A 14,341-nucleotide genomic window follows, 5' to 3' on the forward strand; every position below is an offset into this window, starting at 1 on the left:
CTACCTCCGGCGGACAGCGATGCCAGCGAAATGTGAACAAACCGGAAACGGGAGGCGTTTAACCCCGGGCGAAAGCCGTGTTCAGCAGCGTGATCTGGTCGGAAACCGGATTGACGCGGCGGACGGCGGGCGGCGTTTCGGCGAACGCGCCGCCATAAATCTCCTCGTCCATGCGGCGCACCAGCGCCTGCAGGCGCAGCGAACGGGTGACGAGGTCGAGGAAATCCTTCGGCAGTTCGTTCCAGCCGACCGCTTCGTCATGCGCCGACGCGGTGTCGAGACGCACCTTGGATTTTTCCGAAGCAACCTGGTCGCGGGTCATCTCGCCGGAGTTTGCCGCCCGCTGCAAGAGCAGCCAGGAGGCAACCTGCATCAGCCTGGTGGTCAGCCGCATCGACTCGGCCGCATAGAGCGTCGCTGCCAGCCTGGACAGCTTTTTCGCCTCGGCCCGGCCCTTGCCGTCGAGATATTCGGCTGCCTGCTCTACCAGGCCCATGCCTTCCTGGTAAAGCGGTTTGAAGGATTGCGAGAAAACCCGGCGTTCCGCCAGTTTGATGGTTTTCGCGCTGCCTTTCGAAGGCTCGTTCATCGTACGCCCCTGCACTGCCCCGTCGGCTGATTCGGCTTCTTCGCCGTCACGCCGGCACCCTAGATGACTGAGGCTTGAAAATGCGCTTCACCGCTGGTGAAGGCAAGCACATGTTTAACAAACGGTTAACGCCGGCGCATGGGCGCGAGACAGCCCAAAATGCGGACAAAAAAAGAGCCGCGGATGAGGCGGCTCTCAGGAGTTTAACAGGGAGGCGTCAAACGAAGTGGCTCCAACCACTCGGTAAGAATCCAGATAACTGGATGGACATAGTAAACACCTGTAAAGCTTAATGAACCCTTAACGGCGCGGATATTTCTTGATCCACCGCTGCCCTTCTGTGCCGTATCAGCACAACGGCCATCGCTTCCAGATAGCCGGCAAGGAAATGAAGGCGAAGAGCAGCATTCCCAAATAAGCACCATCGAGAGAGCCTGTCCGGGTTTTAAATGACCGCCGTCTGGCATTCGAGCGTGCCGTCACAGGCTTGCGCCCACATGGTGATCAACTGCGGTAACAAGCTGGAGCGCCGACGCGACATCGTTCCGAAACACGCGTTGCGCTAAACGCCCGCTCCTCACGCCGTCGCGCGCAAATCCGTGCCGCCGCAACCCACCAGAACTGCCCAGGAGCAACCTATGGACTGGTATTCGATCGTCAAATTCCTCCACGTCGTCACAGCCATTTTGTGGGTCGGCGGCGGGTTCGTGCTGTTTCTGCTGGGAGTGCTTGCCGAGCGTGCCGGCAGCGTCGAGGAAAAGTTGCAGGCGATACGCGCCAGCGGACAGTTGGGCGGCCGGTTTTTCGCGCCGATGTCGATGTTGACCCTGATCTTCGGCCTTATCATGTGCAGCTTCTGGGTCGGCTTCGCCGATCTATGGATCGTCATCGGTCTCATTGGCTACGCCACAACCTTCTCAATCGGCATGTTCATCTTCAAACCGATCGGCGAGCGTCTGGGGGCTATGATTGCCAAGGAGGGCGTCTCGCCTGCTGTTCTTGCCATGGCACAGCGCATGACGATCGCGGCGCGCTTCGACTATGCGGTGATGCTGGCGGTCATCGCCGACATGGTACTTAAACCAACCGCGAATGACTTCGGAATCATCGCCGCCATGGCAGTGGTTATTCTTGCAGGTGCCATGCTGGCCTTTGGCGGCAGCCGCCGCCTCACGCCGAGCGCCGCCTGATTGCGGCAGATGGTGAAGGCGGCCGCACGGTCGCCTCTCCTCTACAGCAGGCCGGCGATTCCGTCCCACAGCAGCTTGACCGCGACCACGGCCACGGTCGCATAGGTGAAGGGATAAAAGATTTCCGGCCGCATGCGCCGCACCAGCCAGGCGCCGGCAATGGTGGCCAGGGGCGCCAGCGGCATCAGCACGGCAGACGCCGTCAGGTTGGCGGTGTCGAACTGGCCAAGCGCGAAATAGGGGATCAGCTTCAGCGCGTTGGTGGCGGCGAAAAAGATTGCCGATGTTCCCGATAGCACCTTCGGGTCGAGCCGGATCGGCAGGGCATAGACCTGGAATGGCGGTCCGCCGACATGGGCGACGAAGCTGGTGAAGCCGGCAACGGTGCCCCAGAAGGCGGCGGCGATGCGGTTGGGCGCCGCCGCATGGTCGGAACCGTGGCGGAACTGCAGATAGAGCCAGCGCAGCACGAAGATCAGCGCGACAGCGCCGACGATGAGCCGCACCATTTCTTCGGTAACCAGGGCTGCCGTCAGCCAGCCCAGCCCAATGCCGATCAGCGCGCCCGGCATCATGTCGACCAGCATCTTGCGGTCATAGACGCCCCACCACGTCCACACCGAAACGATGTCCATCAGGCACAGGATTGGCAGCAGGATGGCGGCCGCCTGCACCGGCGGCATGGCCAATGCCATCAGCGGCACGCCGACGAAGCCGACGGCGCCGCCGAAGCCGCCTTTCGACAGGCCGACAAGAATGACCGCCGGAATGGCGGCGGCATAAAACCACGGATCGGCGAGCAGACCTGACATGGGTGAGGGATGGCTGGAGGGAAGACGGTTATCCCTGCAATAGCCCACAACCCGCGCGTCGCGACAGCGAAAATTCCGGCAACGGCGATCAACTGTGCGTAATTCGCCGTTTCCCGATTTGCGGCAGGGCTGCCGCCGATGCATAAGGTCGCCATCCCTACGCACCAGGGTTTTGACAATGAGCGAACTCCACATCCGCCGCGCCGAGATAACCGATCTTCCGGCCATTGTCGCCATGCTCGCCGACGATCCGCTTGGGAGCCGCCGCGAGGACCCGACCGAGCCACTCGCCAAGGTCTATCGCGACGCCTTTGCCACCATCGACGCCGATCCGAACCAGCTTCTTGCAGTGATGGCGGAAGGCGGCCGCGTCATCGGCACGCTGCAGATCAGCTATCTTGCCGGCTTGTCGCAGCAGGGCGCCTGGCGCGGCCAGATCGAGGCTGTCCGCGTTGCAGCCGACCGGCGCGGCGAAAGGCTGGGGCAACGCATGCTGGAATGGGCGATCGAACAGTGCCGCGCACGCGGCTGCAAGATTGTCCAGCTGACCACCAACAAGAGCCGCCAGGACGCGCATCGCTTTTACGACCGGCTCGGCTTCAAGGCCAGCCACATCGGCTACAAGCTGGAGCTTTAGAGAGCAATTCCAGGAAAGCCGCTTAGCCCAGCGGCGGCGGGCGGCGGCGGATCGGCTGCGCCTTGATGATGGCGGTGCTGGTCTCGGCCTTGTCGGCGATGCGGTCGAGCAGCTTGTCGAGCTCGCCCATCGACCGCACGTAGAGCCGGGCCACGAAACAGTCGTCGCCGGTGACCTTGTCGCACTCGCCGAATTCGGGAATCTCCTCGATCAGCTGCTGCACGATATGCAGCTTGCCCGGCAGCGGCCGCACCCGCACGATCGCTTGCAGCGGATAGCCCAAGGCCTCAGGATCGATCTCGACGGTGAAGGCGCGGATGACGCCGCGTTCCTCAAGCCGCCGCAGCCGTTCCGAGACGCTTGGCGACGAGAGCCCGACCTGGCTCGCCAGCTCCTTCAGCGAGGTCCGGGAATCCTTGACCAGTATGTCGAGAAGTTTCCTGTCCAGCTCGTCCAGCATTTCAATTCTCCGGCAAACGGCACATAAGCCTTATTAAATAAGGTAATCATCGCATATCACCTTTAGCAACGCATATAAACCCCCTGCGGCGCATGAGATTATCAAGCGTCAACAGCTTGCAGAGGTATCCCCATGGACAGCACGGTGCGCGGCACGACCGAGATGACGGCGGCGATGACAATCATCGGCACGATCGGCTGGTTCGTCGTCATGTCGGGTCAGCCCGTCATGGAAGTGGTGTTCTGGCGTTGCGCCTTCGGCGCGGTGGCGCTGCTGGTCACCTGCGCAGCACTGGGGCTGTTGCGCGGCAGGCTGACGTTGCGCATTCTTGCCATTGCCGCGCTCGGGGGCGCGGCCATCGTCATCAACTGGCTGTTGCTGTTCAGCGCCTTCTCCCGCGCCTCGATCTCGATCGCCACGGCGGTCTACAACACCCAGCCCTTCATGCTGGTCGGCTTCGGTGCGCTGTTCTTCGGCGAGCGGCTGACCCTGACCAAGCTGACCTGGCTCGGTATCGCCTTCGCCGGCATGCTGCTGATCGTGCAGACAGGGCCTAATGCGGGTCTCGGCTCCGGCATCACCGGCACCGATTATGTCATCGGTATCGTCATGGCGCTTGGCGCCGCCTTCTTCTGGGCTGTCGCCGCAATCGTCGCCAAGAAGCTCAAGGGCACCCCGCCACATCTGATCGCACTGATCCAGGTCTGCGTCGGCGTCGTCATGCTGGCGCCCTTTGCCAACCTCTCCCATTTGCCCGCCGACACCTGGAGCTGGGCCATGCTGGTCACGCTTGGCGTTGTCCACACCGGCCTGGTCTACATATTGATGTATGGCGCCATCCAGAAACTGCCGACGCATCTGCAGGGGTCGCTCTCCTTCATCTATCCTGTCGTGGCGATTCTGGTCGATGTCATGGCCTTCGGCCACCGATTGCACCCGGCCCAGCTCGTCGGCGCCGCCGCCATCCTGATCGCGGCCGCAGGCATGAATCTCGGCTGGACATTGTGGAAGGCCAAACAGCCGGCCGAAAGCCCGCAAGCCGTCAAATGAGCGGCGGGGCGACCGCCCTCCTGCGGTCGTAAACCAAAGCCATAGCATCGATCCCCGCCCGCCTGTTCAAGGCGGGCGCTTTGCTCTATGCCGCAATGCAACCATCTTCGCCCGGCATAGGCGAAATCCGGGATCGAAAGCCAATGAACGACGCAACACCCCCCAACCGCTGCCGCATCGTGCTGATCGCGCCCAAGGACGCGCCGGCCGAGCGCATTGCCGCGGCCTTCGAGGGCGGCGATGTCGCTTCGCTAATCCTGCCCGAGAACGGCATGGACGAGGCTGCCTTCCAAGCTTTTGCGGAACAGATCGTGCCGGCGGCGCAGGCGGCCGGCATCGCCGTCATCATCGCCGGCGACACCCGCATCGCCGGCCGCGTTCAGGCCGACGGCATCCATGTCGAGGTCTCCAAGGACGCACTCGCCGAGACCATCGAACACTTCCAGGGAAAGATGATGGTCGGCGCCGGTGGCGCCAAGACGCGCGACGACGCGCTGGAGCTCGGCGAAACCAGGCCCGACTACATCTTCTTCGGCCGCTTCGGCTACGACAACAAACCGGAGCCGCATCCGCGCAATCTGTCGCTCGGCCGCTGGTGGGCCGACATGATCCAGATCCCTTGCATCGTCATGGCCGGATCGGAACTGGCCTCGGTCGAGGCGGTGGCGGACACCGGCGCCGAATTCGTGGCGCTGTCCAGCGCTGTCTTCGCTGACGGCGCCGATCCCGCGGCGGCGATTGCTGCCGCCAATGCGCTGCTCGACCAAACCGCGCCGCGCTTCGAGGACTGACGTGCGCCGACCAGGACTTCCTATCGCGGTTCTCGTGGCGGCCTTGATGAGTGGGGCAGCGATCGCGGCGGAGCCCATTCCGTTGCCGCAGCCGAGGCCCGATACCGGCGCACCGGCGATCAGTGCATCGGATGCGGACACCCCCGATGCGGGTGCCTTAAAGGCCGGTGCCCCTAAGGCCGATGCCACCGATTCCGGGGTTCATGTCGACAAGCCGATCGAAACCCCGCTGCCGCAACCCGCGACGACCGCTCCGCTGCCCTCGGCCGACGCCATCAACCCCGAGCGCTTCGGCGCCAAGCCGGCGGACCCCGCCTACGGCGCTTTCCAACGCGGCCTCTACAAGACCGCCTACAATCTGGCGCTGGTGCGGGCCCAGAATGGCGACCCGGCGGCGCAAACGCTGGTCGCCGAGATCCTGTCGCGCGGGCTGGGCGTGCCGCTCAACCCGGCGGAAGCAGCCAAATGGTATGCGCAGGCCGCCGAGCAGGGCATCCCGGAATCACAATTCCAGTATGCGCTGATGCTGCTCGACGGCCGCTACGTCAAGAAGGACGAGAAGGGCGCGTATGCGTTGATGCAGGCCGCCGCCGAGGCCGGCAACCGCCTGGCGCAGTTCAACTTCGCGCAACTGCTGGTGCAGCAGGATCCTGGCGATGCCGGCATCGCCAGGGCCGTACCCTTTTATGAACGCGCCGCGGCGACCGGCCTTGCCGACGCCCAGTACGCGATGGCGCAGGTCTATGCCAATGGCGTCGGCGGCAAGCAGCGCGACGATGCAAAGGCGCGCGGCCTGCTGGCGCAGGCCGCCAGGCAGAACTACGACACCGCGCAGATCGATCTTGCCGCCTGGATGATCGAGGGCCGCGGCGGTGTTCGCGACCTGAAATCCGGCTTCAACTGGATGAAGCAGGCGGCCGAAGGCGGCAACGTCGCCGCCCAGAACCGTCTGGCAAAGCTCTATATGGGCGGCATCGGCACCGATCCCGACCTGGTCCTGGCCGGGGCCTGGTACGTGGTCGCCCGCCGCGCCGGCCTTATCGACCCGGAGATGGACGATTTCCTGCAAGGGTTGACCGACGACCAGACCAAGCAGGCCTTGCAGAAGGCAAACCGCCTGCCCTGACGCCTTTTTCGGCAAACAGCCGCCGAAGGGCGTGACGCTTGTCGAAACGGAGGCACTCGACCTGTCCCTGCAGGGCGTCGTCCTGCGATCGCCGCATATCCATCAGCTGGCGAAGGTCGCCGAGGCCATCGCCGAAGCGGTCGGTTCGATTGTCAATCAGCACGGCTGATGGTGCCTGCGTCGGCGCCGCATCCAGTACCCGACTTGGTGATATCGATGCCTTCCGGTCGGCGCCGACCTGCCCGCTCCCTTGCCTCTTTGGGGGATTTGTGGTCTTGGGAGCCCGAAATCGCTTGTCCAGCGACCATCTCATTCCCGGATCAACATCATCATGGCCAAGATCAATGGCAACGAAATCCGTCCCGGCTATGTCATCGAGCACGATGGCGGGCTCTGGGTGGCGGTCAAGACCAACACCGTCAAGCCCGGCAAGGGCGGCGCCTACAACCAGGTCGAGCTGAAGAACCTGATCAACGGCACCAAGCTCAATGAGCGCTTCCGTTCGGCCGAGACCGTCGAGCAGATCCGGCTCGATCTGAAGGATTTCTCCTTCCTCTACGCACAGGACGACGCCCTGGTGTTCATGGACACCCAGAGCTACGAACAGCTCGAATTGGCGAAGGATTTTGTCGGCGACCGTGCCGCCTTCCTGCAGGACGGCATGATGGTGACCGTCCAGCTCTATGAGGACAGGCCGATCGGCATTTCGCTGCCAGATCAGGTGACGCTGACCATCACCGAGGCCGACCCGGTGGTGAAGGGCCAGACGGCGGCGTCCTCCTACAAGCCGGCGGTTCTGGAAAACGGCATCCGCGTCCTGGTGCCGCCATTCATCGGCGCCGGCGAACGCATCGTCGTCGACACCAACGAACTCACCTACATGCGTCGCGCTGACTGAAGCATGTCGCCCAAAAGTGGCCCCGGTTCTGGGTCACCGACATGCATCAAGACCAAGGTACGAAGCAGGAAGAAATACGATGGCACGCTCAGCACTTCTCAATGTCATGGTCCAGGCCGCCATGAAGGCCGGCCGCTCGCTGTCGCGCGACTTCGGCGAGGTGCAGAACCTGCAGGTGTCGATGAAGGGGCCGGGCGACTATGTCAGCCAGGCCGACCGCAAGGCCGAGGACATCCTGTTTGCCGAACTATCGAAGGCGCGGCCGGGCTATGCCTTCCTAATGGAAGAGCGCGGCGCGGTCGAAGGCGACGACGACCAGCACCGCTGGATCGTCGACCCGCTCGACGGCACCACCAATTTCCTGCACGGCATCCCGATCTTTTCCATCTCGATCGCGCTGGAACGCCAGGGCCAGCTCGTCGCTGCCGTCATCTACAATCCGGCAATGGACGAACTCTACACGGCCGAGCGCGGCGGTGGTGCCTTCATGAACGATCGCCGGCTTCGCGTTGCCGGCCGCAGCAAGCTTACCGACTGCGTTATCGGCTGCGGCGTGCCGCATCTCGGCCGCGGCCAGCACGGCAATTTTCTGGTCGAGCTGCGCAATGTGATGGCCGAGGTCTCGGGCGTGCGCCGCCTGGGTTCCGCCGCACTCGATCTCGCCTTTGTCGCCGCCGGCCGCATGGACGGTTTCTGGGAAACCGGCCTGTCGGCCTGGGACATTGCCGCCGGCCTGCTGCTGGTCCGCGAAGCCGGCGGCTTCGTCTCCGACATGGATGGCGGCCAGGACATGCTGGATAACGGCTCGGTCGTTGCCGGCAATGAAGTCATTCAGCGCGCGCTGCTCAAGGCGGTGAAGAAGCCGCTTTCCGCACGCTGACAGGCGTGCCGCGCTGAAGCGCCGCAGTCGTAAAACCGCAACCAAAGCTTGAAATACTGCCCGGCGACCGCCCAGATAAGGAGCGACGCAGGACTTCGTGCATGCCGCCTCTATCCCCGCCAGAATCGCCAATTGAGATCCCCCCAATGGAGATCCCGTTTGTCGGGCGCTGGCACTATTCGCGTGCGGAAATGATCGCCGACGGCATCGTCCATGCGGTCGGCATCGTGCTGGCGATAGCTGCGGGCTCGGCCTTGCTGGCGCTGGCCGCCTTCCATGCCGGCCCCGGCGAATACATCGCCGCCGTCTTCTTTGTGGTGTCGCTGCTGACCGTGCTGTCGGTTTCGCTGACCTACAATCTGTGGCCGGTGACATCGCCGGCGAAATGGATCTTGCGGCGGTTCGACCATGCGGCGATCTATCTTCTGATCGCCGCGACCTACACGCCCTTTCTGGCCCAGCTTGACGGCTCGCCGCTGGCGCTGCCGATGATTGTCCTTGTCTGGACCGCAGCCGTGACCGGCATCGCCATAAAAGTGTTCCTTCCCGGCCGCTTCGACCGCCTGGCCATCGTCTTCTATCTCGCCATCGGCTGGAGCGGCATCGTTCTGGTCAAGCCGCTGGTCGCGACGTTGCCGACGACGTCGATCGCGCTGATCGTCGCCGGCGGCATCGTCTATTCGTGCGGCGTCATCTTCTTTGCCTGGAAGGGGCTGCGCTTCCACAATGCCGTCTGGCACGGCTTTGTCATCACCGGCGCTGGACTGCATCTTGCCGCCATGGTCGATTGCCTGGTCATCAACCGCCTCTAAACGCCGCAGTGCCGCCCGGTCTGTCGGGCAATATTGCCAAGCACCATTCAATTTGGTCACAATTGCGTTTAGAGTCGCGAATTACGTGATCGGCGGCACTGGAGCAATTCCAGGGAAATTGTGAGCGGTTTCCCGTTCGGAATTGCGTCAAGGCAAATAAGAGCATCGGAAACGGGGCACGGATGGCTTTTCTCAGATCCTTCGGCGTGGGCAGGCGTTCTGATGTCCTGATGTACGATCCGCACAAACTATCGAGCCCGCAGGTTTTCCTCCTGACGATGGTCATCTTCCTGGTCATCGTCGCCTTCATCGCCGCCATCCTCACCCGCCAGATCTCGACCGCCTTCGGCAGCAATCCCGGCCTCAACGGCCTGATCATCGGCGTGCTTGTGGTCGGCATCCTGCTTGCCTTCGCACAGGTCGGACGGCTGTTTCGCGAAGTGCGTTGGGTCAACTCCTTCCGCGCCGGTTCCGAAACCACCGAGCCGGTGCTGCTGGCGCCGATGAAGGCGATGATCGGCCGTTCGTCGACGGTGGCCTTCTCGACCTCCTCGATGCGCACCATGCTGGATTCGATCGCCACCCGCCTTGACGAAAGCCGCGACACCTCGCGCTACCTCGTCGGACTGCTGGTGTTCCTTGGCCTGCTCGGCACCTTTTGGGGCCTGCTCAACACCATCGCCTCGATCCGCGAGACCATCGAAGCGCTCGACCCCGGCACCGGCGACGCCGCCGCCGTGCTCGATTCGCTCAAACAGGGGCTGTCGGCGCCGCTGGCCGGCATGGGCACCGCCTTCTCGTCCTCGCTGTTCGGCTTGTCCGGTTCGCTGGTGCTGGGCTTCCTCGACCTGCAGGCCGGCCGCGCCCAGACCCGCTTCTACACCGAGCTTGAAAACTGGCTGTCTTCGGTCACCGATCTCTCCTCCGACATTGTCGTTTCCGATCCGGCCAAGAGCGAACCTTCCGACGAGATCCGCCTTCTGTCGGAACGGCTGCGCAGCATGCAGGAAAACGGCGGCGGCTCCAATCCGCGCGTCGCCACCGCGATGGCCAATCTCGCCGACGGCATTTCCGGCCTGGTCAAGAACATGCGCTCCGAGCAGCAGATCATGCGCGACTGGGTCGAAGCCCAGTCGGACGAGCAGAAGGCGATGCGCAACACGCTGGAAAAGATCGCCGACGCGCTGAAGAAACCCGGGGTGCATTAGCATGGCGCTCGCCAGGGGCCGGCGCACCGACCGCCGCATCGACTATTGGCCGGGCTTTGTCGACGCGCTGTCGACCCTGCTGCTCGCCATCATGTTCCTGCTCACCGTCTTCGTGCTGGCGCAGTTCCTGCTCGGCCGCGAGCTCTCCGGCAAGGATACCGTGCTCACACGCCTCAATTCGCAGATCAACGAACTGACCCAGCTTCTGGCGCTGGAGCGTTCGACGACGCAGGACAAGGACGATTCGCTGGCCAATCTGCAGGCGTCGCTGTCGGCGGCGGAAGCGGAAAAGAGCCGGCTGGAGCAATTGCTGGCGCAAGGTGCGGGCGCCGGCGACGCCGCCAACCAGCGTGCGGCTCAACTGGGCGGCGAACTCGACAACCAGCGCCAGATCAGCCAGCAGGCGCTGAGCCAGGTCGAGATCCTCAACCAGCAGATAGCGGCACTGCGCAAGCAGATCGGCGCACTCGAGGACGCCCTCAACGTCTCTGAAACGCGCGACCGCGATTCCAACACCAAGATCGCCGATCTCGGCCGCCGGCTGAACGTCGCGCTGGCGCAGCGCGTACAGGAGCTGAACCGCTACCGCTCTGACTTCTTCGGCCGCCTGCGCGAAATCCTCGCCGACCGCGAGAACATCCGTATCGTCGGCGACCGCTTCGTCTTCCAGTCGGAAGTGCTGTTCCCGACCGGCTCCGAAGTGATCAACGATGCCGGCAAGGTCGAGATGAAGAAGCTCGCCGACGCCATCATCGAACTGCAAAAGGAAATTCCCCCGGAGATCAACTGGGTGCTGCGCGTCGACGGCCACACCGACAACAAGCCGCTGTCGGGCACCGGCCGCTACCGTGACAATTGGGAGCTGTCGACGGCGCGTTCGACCTCGGTGGTCAAATACCTCATCGAGAATGGCGTGCCCGCCAACCGGCTGGTCGCAGCCGGCTTCGGCGAATTCCAGCCGCTCGACCCCGCCGACACCGAAGACGCCCGCAACAAGAACCGCCGCATTGAACTGAAGCTCACCGAACGGTGATTTTTAGTCACGCGAATTTGTTCGTCGACTCAACTCTAGGGCGCAGGGCAGCCTCGGCAAGGCCTGAAAACATTATCTTTTTTTAATTACACTTCGCGTTTCTGGCCTCCTAATTTGCCGCGCAGGGCCGAGAACCGCCGGCGATGCCTCACATCGCGACGCGACGGAACGCGACGGCCCGCGTCGGGAAGGTGGCGCGAAGCGCTCGCCCCTTCCACAGCAGGAGGAGACGCACATCATGCGCTCTTTGAAGACTCTCAGGACTGCAGCTTTCACAACACTTCTGATCGCCATACCGCTTACCGGCGCCTATGCCGCCGGCCACCACAGCAAGGGCGCCCTCGATGCCAGCGACCCGACCGACATGACCGGTCCGCGCGTGACCGGCCTGATCGAGCAGATACGGGGCGTCGACCAGGGTATCACCTACGCGCGCGCGGCCAACAGCATCTCCACCTCCGAGGCGCACCGGCTGCATCAGCGCGCCGCGCATATCAGCCAGGCCGCCGAACGGGTCGCCGGTTCGGATCATGGCAGGATCCCGGCCGCGCAGTACCACGACCTGCTGCGCCGCCTCGACAACGTCAACCAGAAGCTGATGGTCGATACCGGCAGCGGCTTCCTGATGGGCGATGGCTCCGACGGCGGCCACTATCCGAACGGCTGAGGTGCGTTCTTGATATCCCGAGAATGAGGAAGGGACTGTCTGGCGCCCGAAGGGACCTGGCCCCCAAGGGCGTCCTTTTTGTTACCAGCCGAGCCACAGCGCAGCGAGCGCCAGCACCGCCGGCACGGTCTGGATATACAGGATCTTCCTGCTGGCGGTCGCCGCGCCATAGAGCCCGGCGATGGCGACGCAAAGCAGGAAGAACACCTTGATCTGGAAACCGGCCGCGCCGAGATAGAGGCCCCAGATCAGCCCGGCGGCAAGGAAGCCGTTGTAAAGCCCCTGATTGGCGGCCAGCACCTTCGATGCGCTGGCGAAATCCGGCTTGAGGTTGAACGCCTTGTGGCCGCGCGGCGTGTCCCATGCCACCATCTCCAGATAGACGATGTAGCAGTGGATCAGCGCCACCAGCCCCACCAGTATATTGGCGATCATGTCTTTCTCCCCAGACGGCATCACACCGTCGGGTCATATTGAGCACGCTGGCCGCGGCGTGCAAGCTCGCACCGCCCTGCGCCCATCAACCGAGGCCCATTAACCGGCACTCGTGCAGGGTTGCCAATGCCGTCGCATTGGTATCTTTTCCCGCCGTCCAAAACGCGGAACCTGCCATGTCCTTTCAGAAACTCGATGATCTCGGCCACAAGCTCGAAGCGCTGGAACATGCGCTCGCCATCCTCGGCGCCGACGAGGCGACCCACATGGCCGTCGGTGGCGGCGAGAAGCGCGCCGAAGCCATGTCGTCGCTTGCCGGCATGCTGCATGCCCGGGCGACGGCGCCGGAAATCGCCGTCTGGCTCGCCGCCGCCGAACAAGAAGTGCTGAACGAGGAGCAGCAGGCGGCGGTCCGGGAATTGCGCCGGCAATACACCAACCTGACCTGCCTTCCGGTCGAATTCGTCGAGCGCCAGACGGTGGCGCGCATGCGCTCCGAGCAACTCTGGCGTGACCTGCGCGCCAAGAATGACTGGGCCGGCTTCCTTCCGGCGCTCGAAGGTGTCATCGCGCTGGTGCGCGAGGAGGCAGCGCTGCGCGCCGAAGCGCTCGGCCTCGATCCTTACGACGCACTGATGGAGCAATATGATCCCGGCAACCGCGCCGCCGACATAACGCCGGTCTTCACTGAGCTGAAGACCTTTCTGAGAGGCTTCGTGCCGGAAGCGTTGGCCGTGCAGGAAGCACGGCTGGCCAAGCGCCCGCTGAAGCCGCTTTCGGGCAGCTATGCGATCGACCGGCAGCGCGAACTTGGCCTCGCCATGATGGCGGCGGTGGGCTTCGACCTCACCCATGGCTCGCTGTCGGTGTCGCATCATCCTTTCTGCGGTGGCGTGCCAAGCGACGTGCGCATCACCACCCGCTACAAGACCTCGGATTTCCTGTCGGCCCTGATGGGCGTGCTGCACGAGACCGGCCACGCGCTCTACGAACAGAACCTGCCGAAGGCCTGGGCGCACTGGCCGCTGGGCAAGGCGCGCGGCATGGCCGTGCATGAAAGCCAGAGCCTGTTCGTGGAGAAGCAGATCGGCCGCAACCCCCAATTCTGGCGCTGGGCGCTGCCCGTGGTCGGAAAGCATCTCGGCGAGGCCTGGTCGCTCGACGACATCCTGCCGCATGTGCATCGGGTCGAGCGCGGCCTGATCCGCGTCGACGCCGACGAGGTCACCTACCCGCTGCATGTCATCCTGCGCTACGAGCTGGAGCAGGAGCTTGTCTCGGGGCGGCTGCGGGCCGCCGACCTGCCAGAGGCGTGGGACGCCAAGATGCGGGAGTATCTTGGCCTGTCGACGATCGACAACCCGGCCGACGGGCCGATGCAGGACGTGCATTGGCCAGGTGCCGCCTTCGGCTATTTCCCGTCCTATACGCTGGGCGCGATGATGGCGGCGCAGCAATGGGCGGCGCTGACCAGCGAGCATCCTTCCGCCGACGACGATCTGGCAAAAGGAAACTTCGAGGCAATCAACGGCTGGCGTCGCGACAAGATCTGGTCGCAAGGCTCGCACTGGTCAACGCCCGAACTGCTTGAGCGCGCCACGGGCGAGAAACTGAATGCCGCGCATTTCACCAATCATCTGAAGCAGCGCTATGGGGCCGACTAGTTCCGGCTGCTGCTGGCCCCAAAAACGTCGGCCGATGGGCTTTACTTCTGCTGGAAAGCCTCTGAAAAAGAGTTGTTTTTGGAATTGCG

The 14,341-nt window shown here is 63.6% G+C and carries 17 protein-coding genes; 13 read left to right on the plus strand and 4 right to left on the minus strand.

The features are described from left to right. Positions 1–58: 58 nt before the first annotated feature. On the minus strand, positions 59–589 hold the full coding sequence (gene rcdA, locus ACWTU9_RS05585) for a protease adaptor protein RcdA (protein ID WP_454572982.1): 531 nt from the start codon (positions 587–589) through the stop codon (positions 59–61). 638 nt (positions 590–1,227) lie between these two features. On the opposite strand from rcdA, the gene ACWTU9_RS05590 reads away from it, so the two are divergent. Beyond that, positions 1,228–1,779 (plus strand): DUF2269 family protein, encoded by a 552-nt coding sequence (locus ACWTU9_RS05590; RefSeq protein WP_455857429.1) that lies wholly within the window; start codon positions 1,228–1,230, stop codon positions 1,777–1,779. 41 nt (positions 1,780–1,820) lie between these two features. Here ACWTU9_RS05590 and ACWTU9_RS05595 read toward each other — a convergent pair whose 3' ends face one another. Next, a complete protein-coding gene (locus ACWTU9_RS05595) occupies positions 1,821–2,591 on the minus strand; it encodes a sulfite exporter TauE/SafE family protein (RefSeq protein ID WP_455857430.1) in 771 nt (256 codons plus the stop codon). Between the two features lie 178 nt (positions 2,592–2,769). Here ACWTU9_RS05595 and ACWTU9_RS05600 point away from each other — a divergent pair, with 178 nt between their 5' ends. Continuing rightward, positions 2,770–3,228 (plus strand): N-acetyltransferase family protein, encoded by a 459-nt coding sequence (locus tag ACWTU9_RS05600; protein WP_455857431.1) that lies wholly within the window; start codon positions 2,770–2,772, stop codon positions 3,226–3,228. Positions 3,229–3,250: 22 nt separating this feature from the next. On the opposite strand, the gene ACWTU9_RS05605 is transcribed toward ACWTU9_RS05600, so the two are convergent. Then, positions 3,251–3,688: an Lrp/AsnC family transcriptional regulator gene (locus ACWTU9_RS05605; RefSeq protein ID WP_454572978.1), complete on the minus strand. Its 438-nt coding sequence runs from the start codon at positions 3,686–3,688 to the stop codon at positions 3,251–3,253. Positions 3,689–3,820: 132 nt separating this feature from the next. Here ACWTU9_RS05605 and ACWTU9_RS05610 point away from each other — a divergent pair, with 132 nt between their 5' ends. The 10 genes from ACWTU9_RS05610 to ACWTU9_RS05655 all read left to right on the plus strand — a co-directional run bounded on the left by ACWTU9_RS05610 (position 3,821) and on the right by ACWTU9_RS05655 (position 12,153). Then, the gene (locus tag ACWTU9_RS05610) at positions 3,821–4,738 is read left to right on the plus strand and encodes a DMT family transporter (RefSeq protein ID WP_455857432.1); all 918 of its coding nucleotides are present in this window, start codon (positions 3,821–3,823) and stop codon (positions 4,736–4,738) included. A gap of 143 nt (positions 4,739–4,881) precedes the next feature. After that, positions 4,882–5,529 carry a thiamine phosphate synthase gene (locus ACWTU9_RS05615; RefSeq protein WP_455857433.1) on the plus strand — a complete coding sequence of 216 codons (648 nt, stop codon included), beginning with the start codon at positions 4,882–4,884 and terminating at the stop codon, positions 5,527–5,529. A gap of 46 nt (positions 5,530–5,575) precedes the next feature. Then, positions 5,576–6,655, plus strand: coding sequence for a tetratricopeptide repeat protein (locus ACWTU9_RS05620; protein ID WP_455857434.1), 1,080 nt, complete (start codon positions 5,576–5,578; stop codon positions 6,653–6,655). A gap of 31 nt (positions 6,656–6,686) precedes the next feature. Continuing rightward, the gene (locus ACWTU9_RS05625; RefSeq protein WP_455857435.1) at positions 6,687–6,824 is read left to right on the plus strand and encodes a hypothetical protein; all 138 of its coding nucleotides are present in this window, start codon (positions 6,687–6,689) and stop codon (positions 6,822–6,824) included. Positions 6,825–6,986: 162 nt separating this feature from the next. Beyond that, entirely contained in the window at positions 6,987–7,553 is a 567-nt protein-coding gene (efp, locus tag ACWTU9_RS05630; protein ID WP_112559678.1) for an elongation factor P, read from the plus strand. Positions 7,554–7,632: 79 nt separating this feature from the next. After that, positions 7,633–8,433 carry an inositol monophosphatase family protein gene (locus tag ACWTU9_RS05635; RefSeq protein ID WP_454572973.1) on the plus strand — a complete coding sequence of 267 codons (801 nt, stop codon included), beginning with the start codon at positions 7,633–7,635 and terminating at the stop codon, positions 8,431–8,433. Between the two features lie 146 nt (positions 8,434–8,579). Beyond that, a complete protein-coding gene (gene trhA, locus ACWTU9_RS05640; RefSeq protein WP_455857436.1) occupies positions 8,580–9,245 on the plus strand; it encodes a PAQR family membrane homeostasis protein TrhA in 666 nt (221 codons plus the stop codon). Positions 9,246–9,427: 182 nt separating this feature from the next. After that, positions 9,428–10,453: a MotA/TolQ/ExbB proton channel family protein gene (locus ACWTU9_RS05645; RefSeq protein WP_455857437.1), complete on the plus strand. Its 1,026-nt coding sequence runs from the start codon at positions 9,428–9,430 to the stop codon at positions 10,451–10,453. A 1-nt stretch (position 10,454) separates the two neighbouring features. Then, positions 10,455–11,486: a peptidoglycan -binding protein gene (locus ACWTU9_RS05650; RefSeq protein ID WP_455857438.1), complete on the plus strand. Its 1,032-nt coding sequence runs from the start codon at positions 10,455–10,457 to the stop codon at positions 11,484–11,486. A 238-nt stretch (positions 11,487–11,724) separates the two neighbouring features. Continuing rightward, entirely contained in the window at positions 11,725–12,153 is a 429-nt protein-coding gene (locus ACWTU9_RS05655; RefSeq protein WP_455857439.1) for a hypothetical protein, read from the plus strand. Between the two features lie 81 nt (positions 12,154–12,234). Here ACWTU9_RS05655 and ACWTU9_RS05660 read toward each other — a convergent pair whose 3' ends face one another. After that, on the minus strand, positions 12,235–12,588 hold the full coding sequence (locus ACWTU9_RS05660; RefSeq protein WP_455857440.1) for a DUF1304 domain-containing protein: 354 nt from the start codon (positions 12,586–12,588) through the stop codon (positions 12,235–12,237). 176 nt (positions 12,589–12,764) lie between these two features. Here ACWTU9_RS05660 and ACWTU9_RS05665 point away from each other — a divergent pair, with 176 nt between their 5' ends. Next, complete coding sequence (locus ACWTU9_RS05665; protein ID WP_455857441.1) at positions 12,765–14,252, plus strand: carboxypeptidase M32; 1,488 nt, start codon at positions 12,765–12,767, stop codon at positions 14,250–14,252. The last annotated feature ends 89 nt before the right edge of the window (positions 14,253–14,341 follow it).

Source organism: Mesorhizobium sp. 128a (assembly GCF_053848025.1).

Excerpts from the sequence above, each read along its gene's own strand:
- rcdA (WP_454572982.1), bottom strand. The coding sequence starts at position 589 with ATGAACGAGCCTTCGAAAGGCAGCGCGAAAACCATCAAACTGGCGGAA.
- ACWTU9_RS05590 (WP_455857429.1), top strand. The coding sequence starts at position 1,228 with ATGGACTGGTATTCGATCGTCAAATTCCTCCACGTCGTCACAGCCATT.
- ACWTU9_RS05595 (WP_455857430.1), bottom strand. The coding sequence starts at position 2,591 with ATGTCAGGTCTGCTCGCCGATCCGTGGTTTTATGCCGCCGCCATTCCG.
- ACWTU9_RS05600 (WP_455857431.1), top strand. The coding sequence starts at position 2,770 with ATGAGCGAACTCCACATCCGCCGCGCCGAGATAACCGATCTTCCGGCC.
- ACWTU9_RS05605 (WP_454572978.1), bottom strand. The coding sequence starts at position 3,688 with ATGCTGGACGAGCTGGACAGGAAACTTCTCGACATACTGGTCAAGGAT.
- ACWTU9_RS05610 (WP_455857432.1), top strand. The coding sequence starts at position 3,821 with ATGGACAGCACGGTGCGCGGCACGACCGAGATGACGGCGGCGATGACA.
- ACWTU9_RS05615 (WP_455857433.1), top strand. The coding sequence starts at position 4,882 with ATGAACGACGCAACACCCCCCAACCGCTGCCGCATCGTGCTGATCGCG.
- ACWTU9_RS05620 (WP_455857434.1), top strand. The coding sequence starts at position 5,576 with ATGAGTGGGGCAGCGATCGCGGCGGAGCCCATTCCGTTGCCGCAGCCG.
- efp (WP_112559678.1), top strand. The coding sequence starts at position 6,987 with ATGGCCAAGATCAATGGCAACGAAATCCGTCCCGGCTATGTCATCGAG.
- ACWTU9_RS05635 (WP_454572973.1), top strand. The coding sequence starts at position 7,633 with ATGGCACGCTCAGCACTTCTCAATGTCATGGTCCAGGCCGCCATGAAG.
- trhA (WP_455857436.1), top strand. The coding sequence starts at position 8,580 with ATGGAGATCCCGTTTGTCGGGCGCTGGCACTATTCGCGTGCGGAAATG.
- ACWTU9_RS05645 (WP_455857437.1), top strand. The coding sequence starts at position 9,428 with ATGGCTTTTCTCAGATCCTTCGGCGTGGGCAGGCGTTCTGATGTCCTG.
- ACWTU9_RS05650 (WP_455857438.1), top strand. The coding sequence starts at position 10,455 with ATGGCGCTCGCCAGGGGCCGGCGCACCGACCGCCGCATCGACTATTGG.
- ACWTU9_RS05655 (WP_455857439.1), top strand. The coding sequence starts at position 11,725 with ATGCGCTCTTTGAAGACTCTCAGGACTGCAGCTTTCACAACACTTCTG.
- ACWTU9_RS05660 (WP_455857440.1), bottom strand. The coding sequence starts at position 12,588 with ATGATCGCCAATATACTGGTGGGGCTGGTGGCGCTGATCCACTGCTAC.
- ACWTU9_RS05665 (WP_455857441.1), top strand. The coding sequence starts at position 12,765 with ATGTCCTTTCAGAAACTCGATGATCTCGGCCACAAGCTCGAAGCGCTG.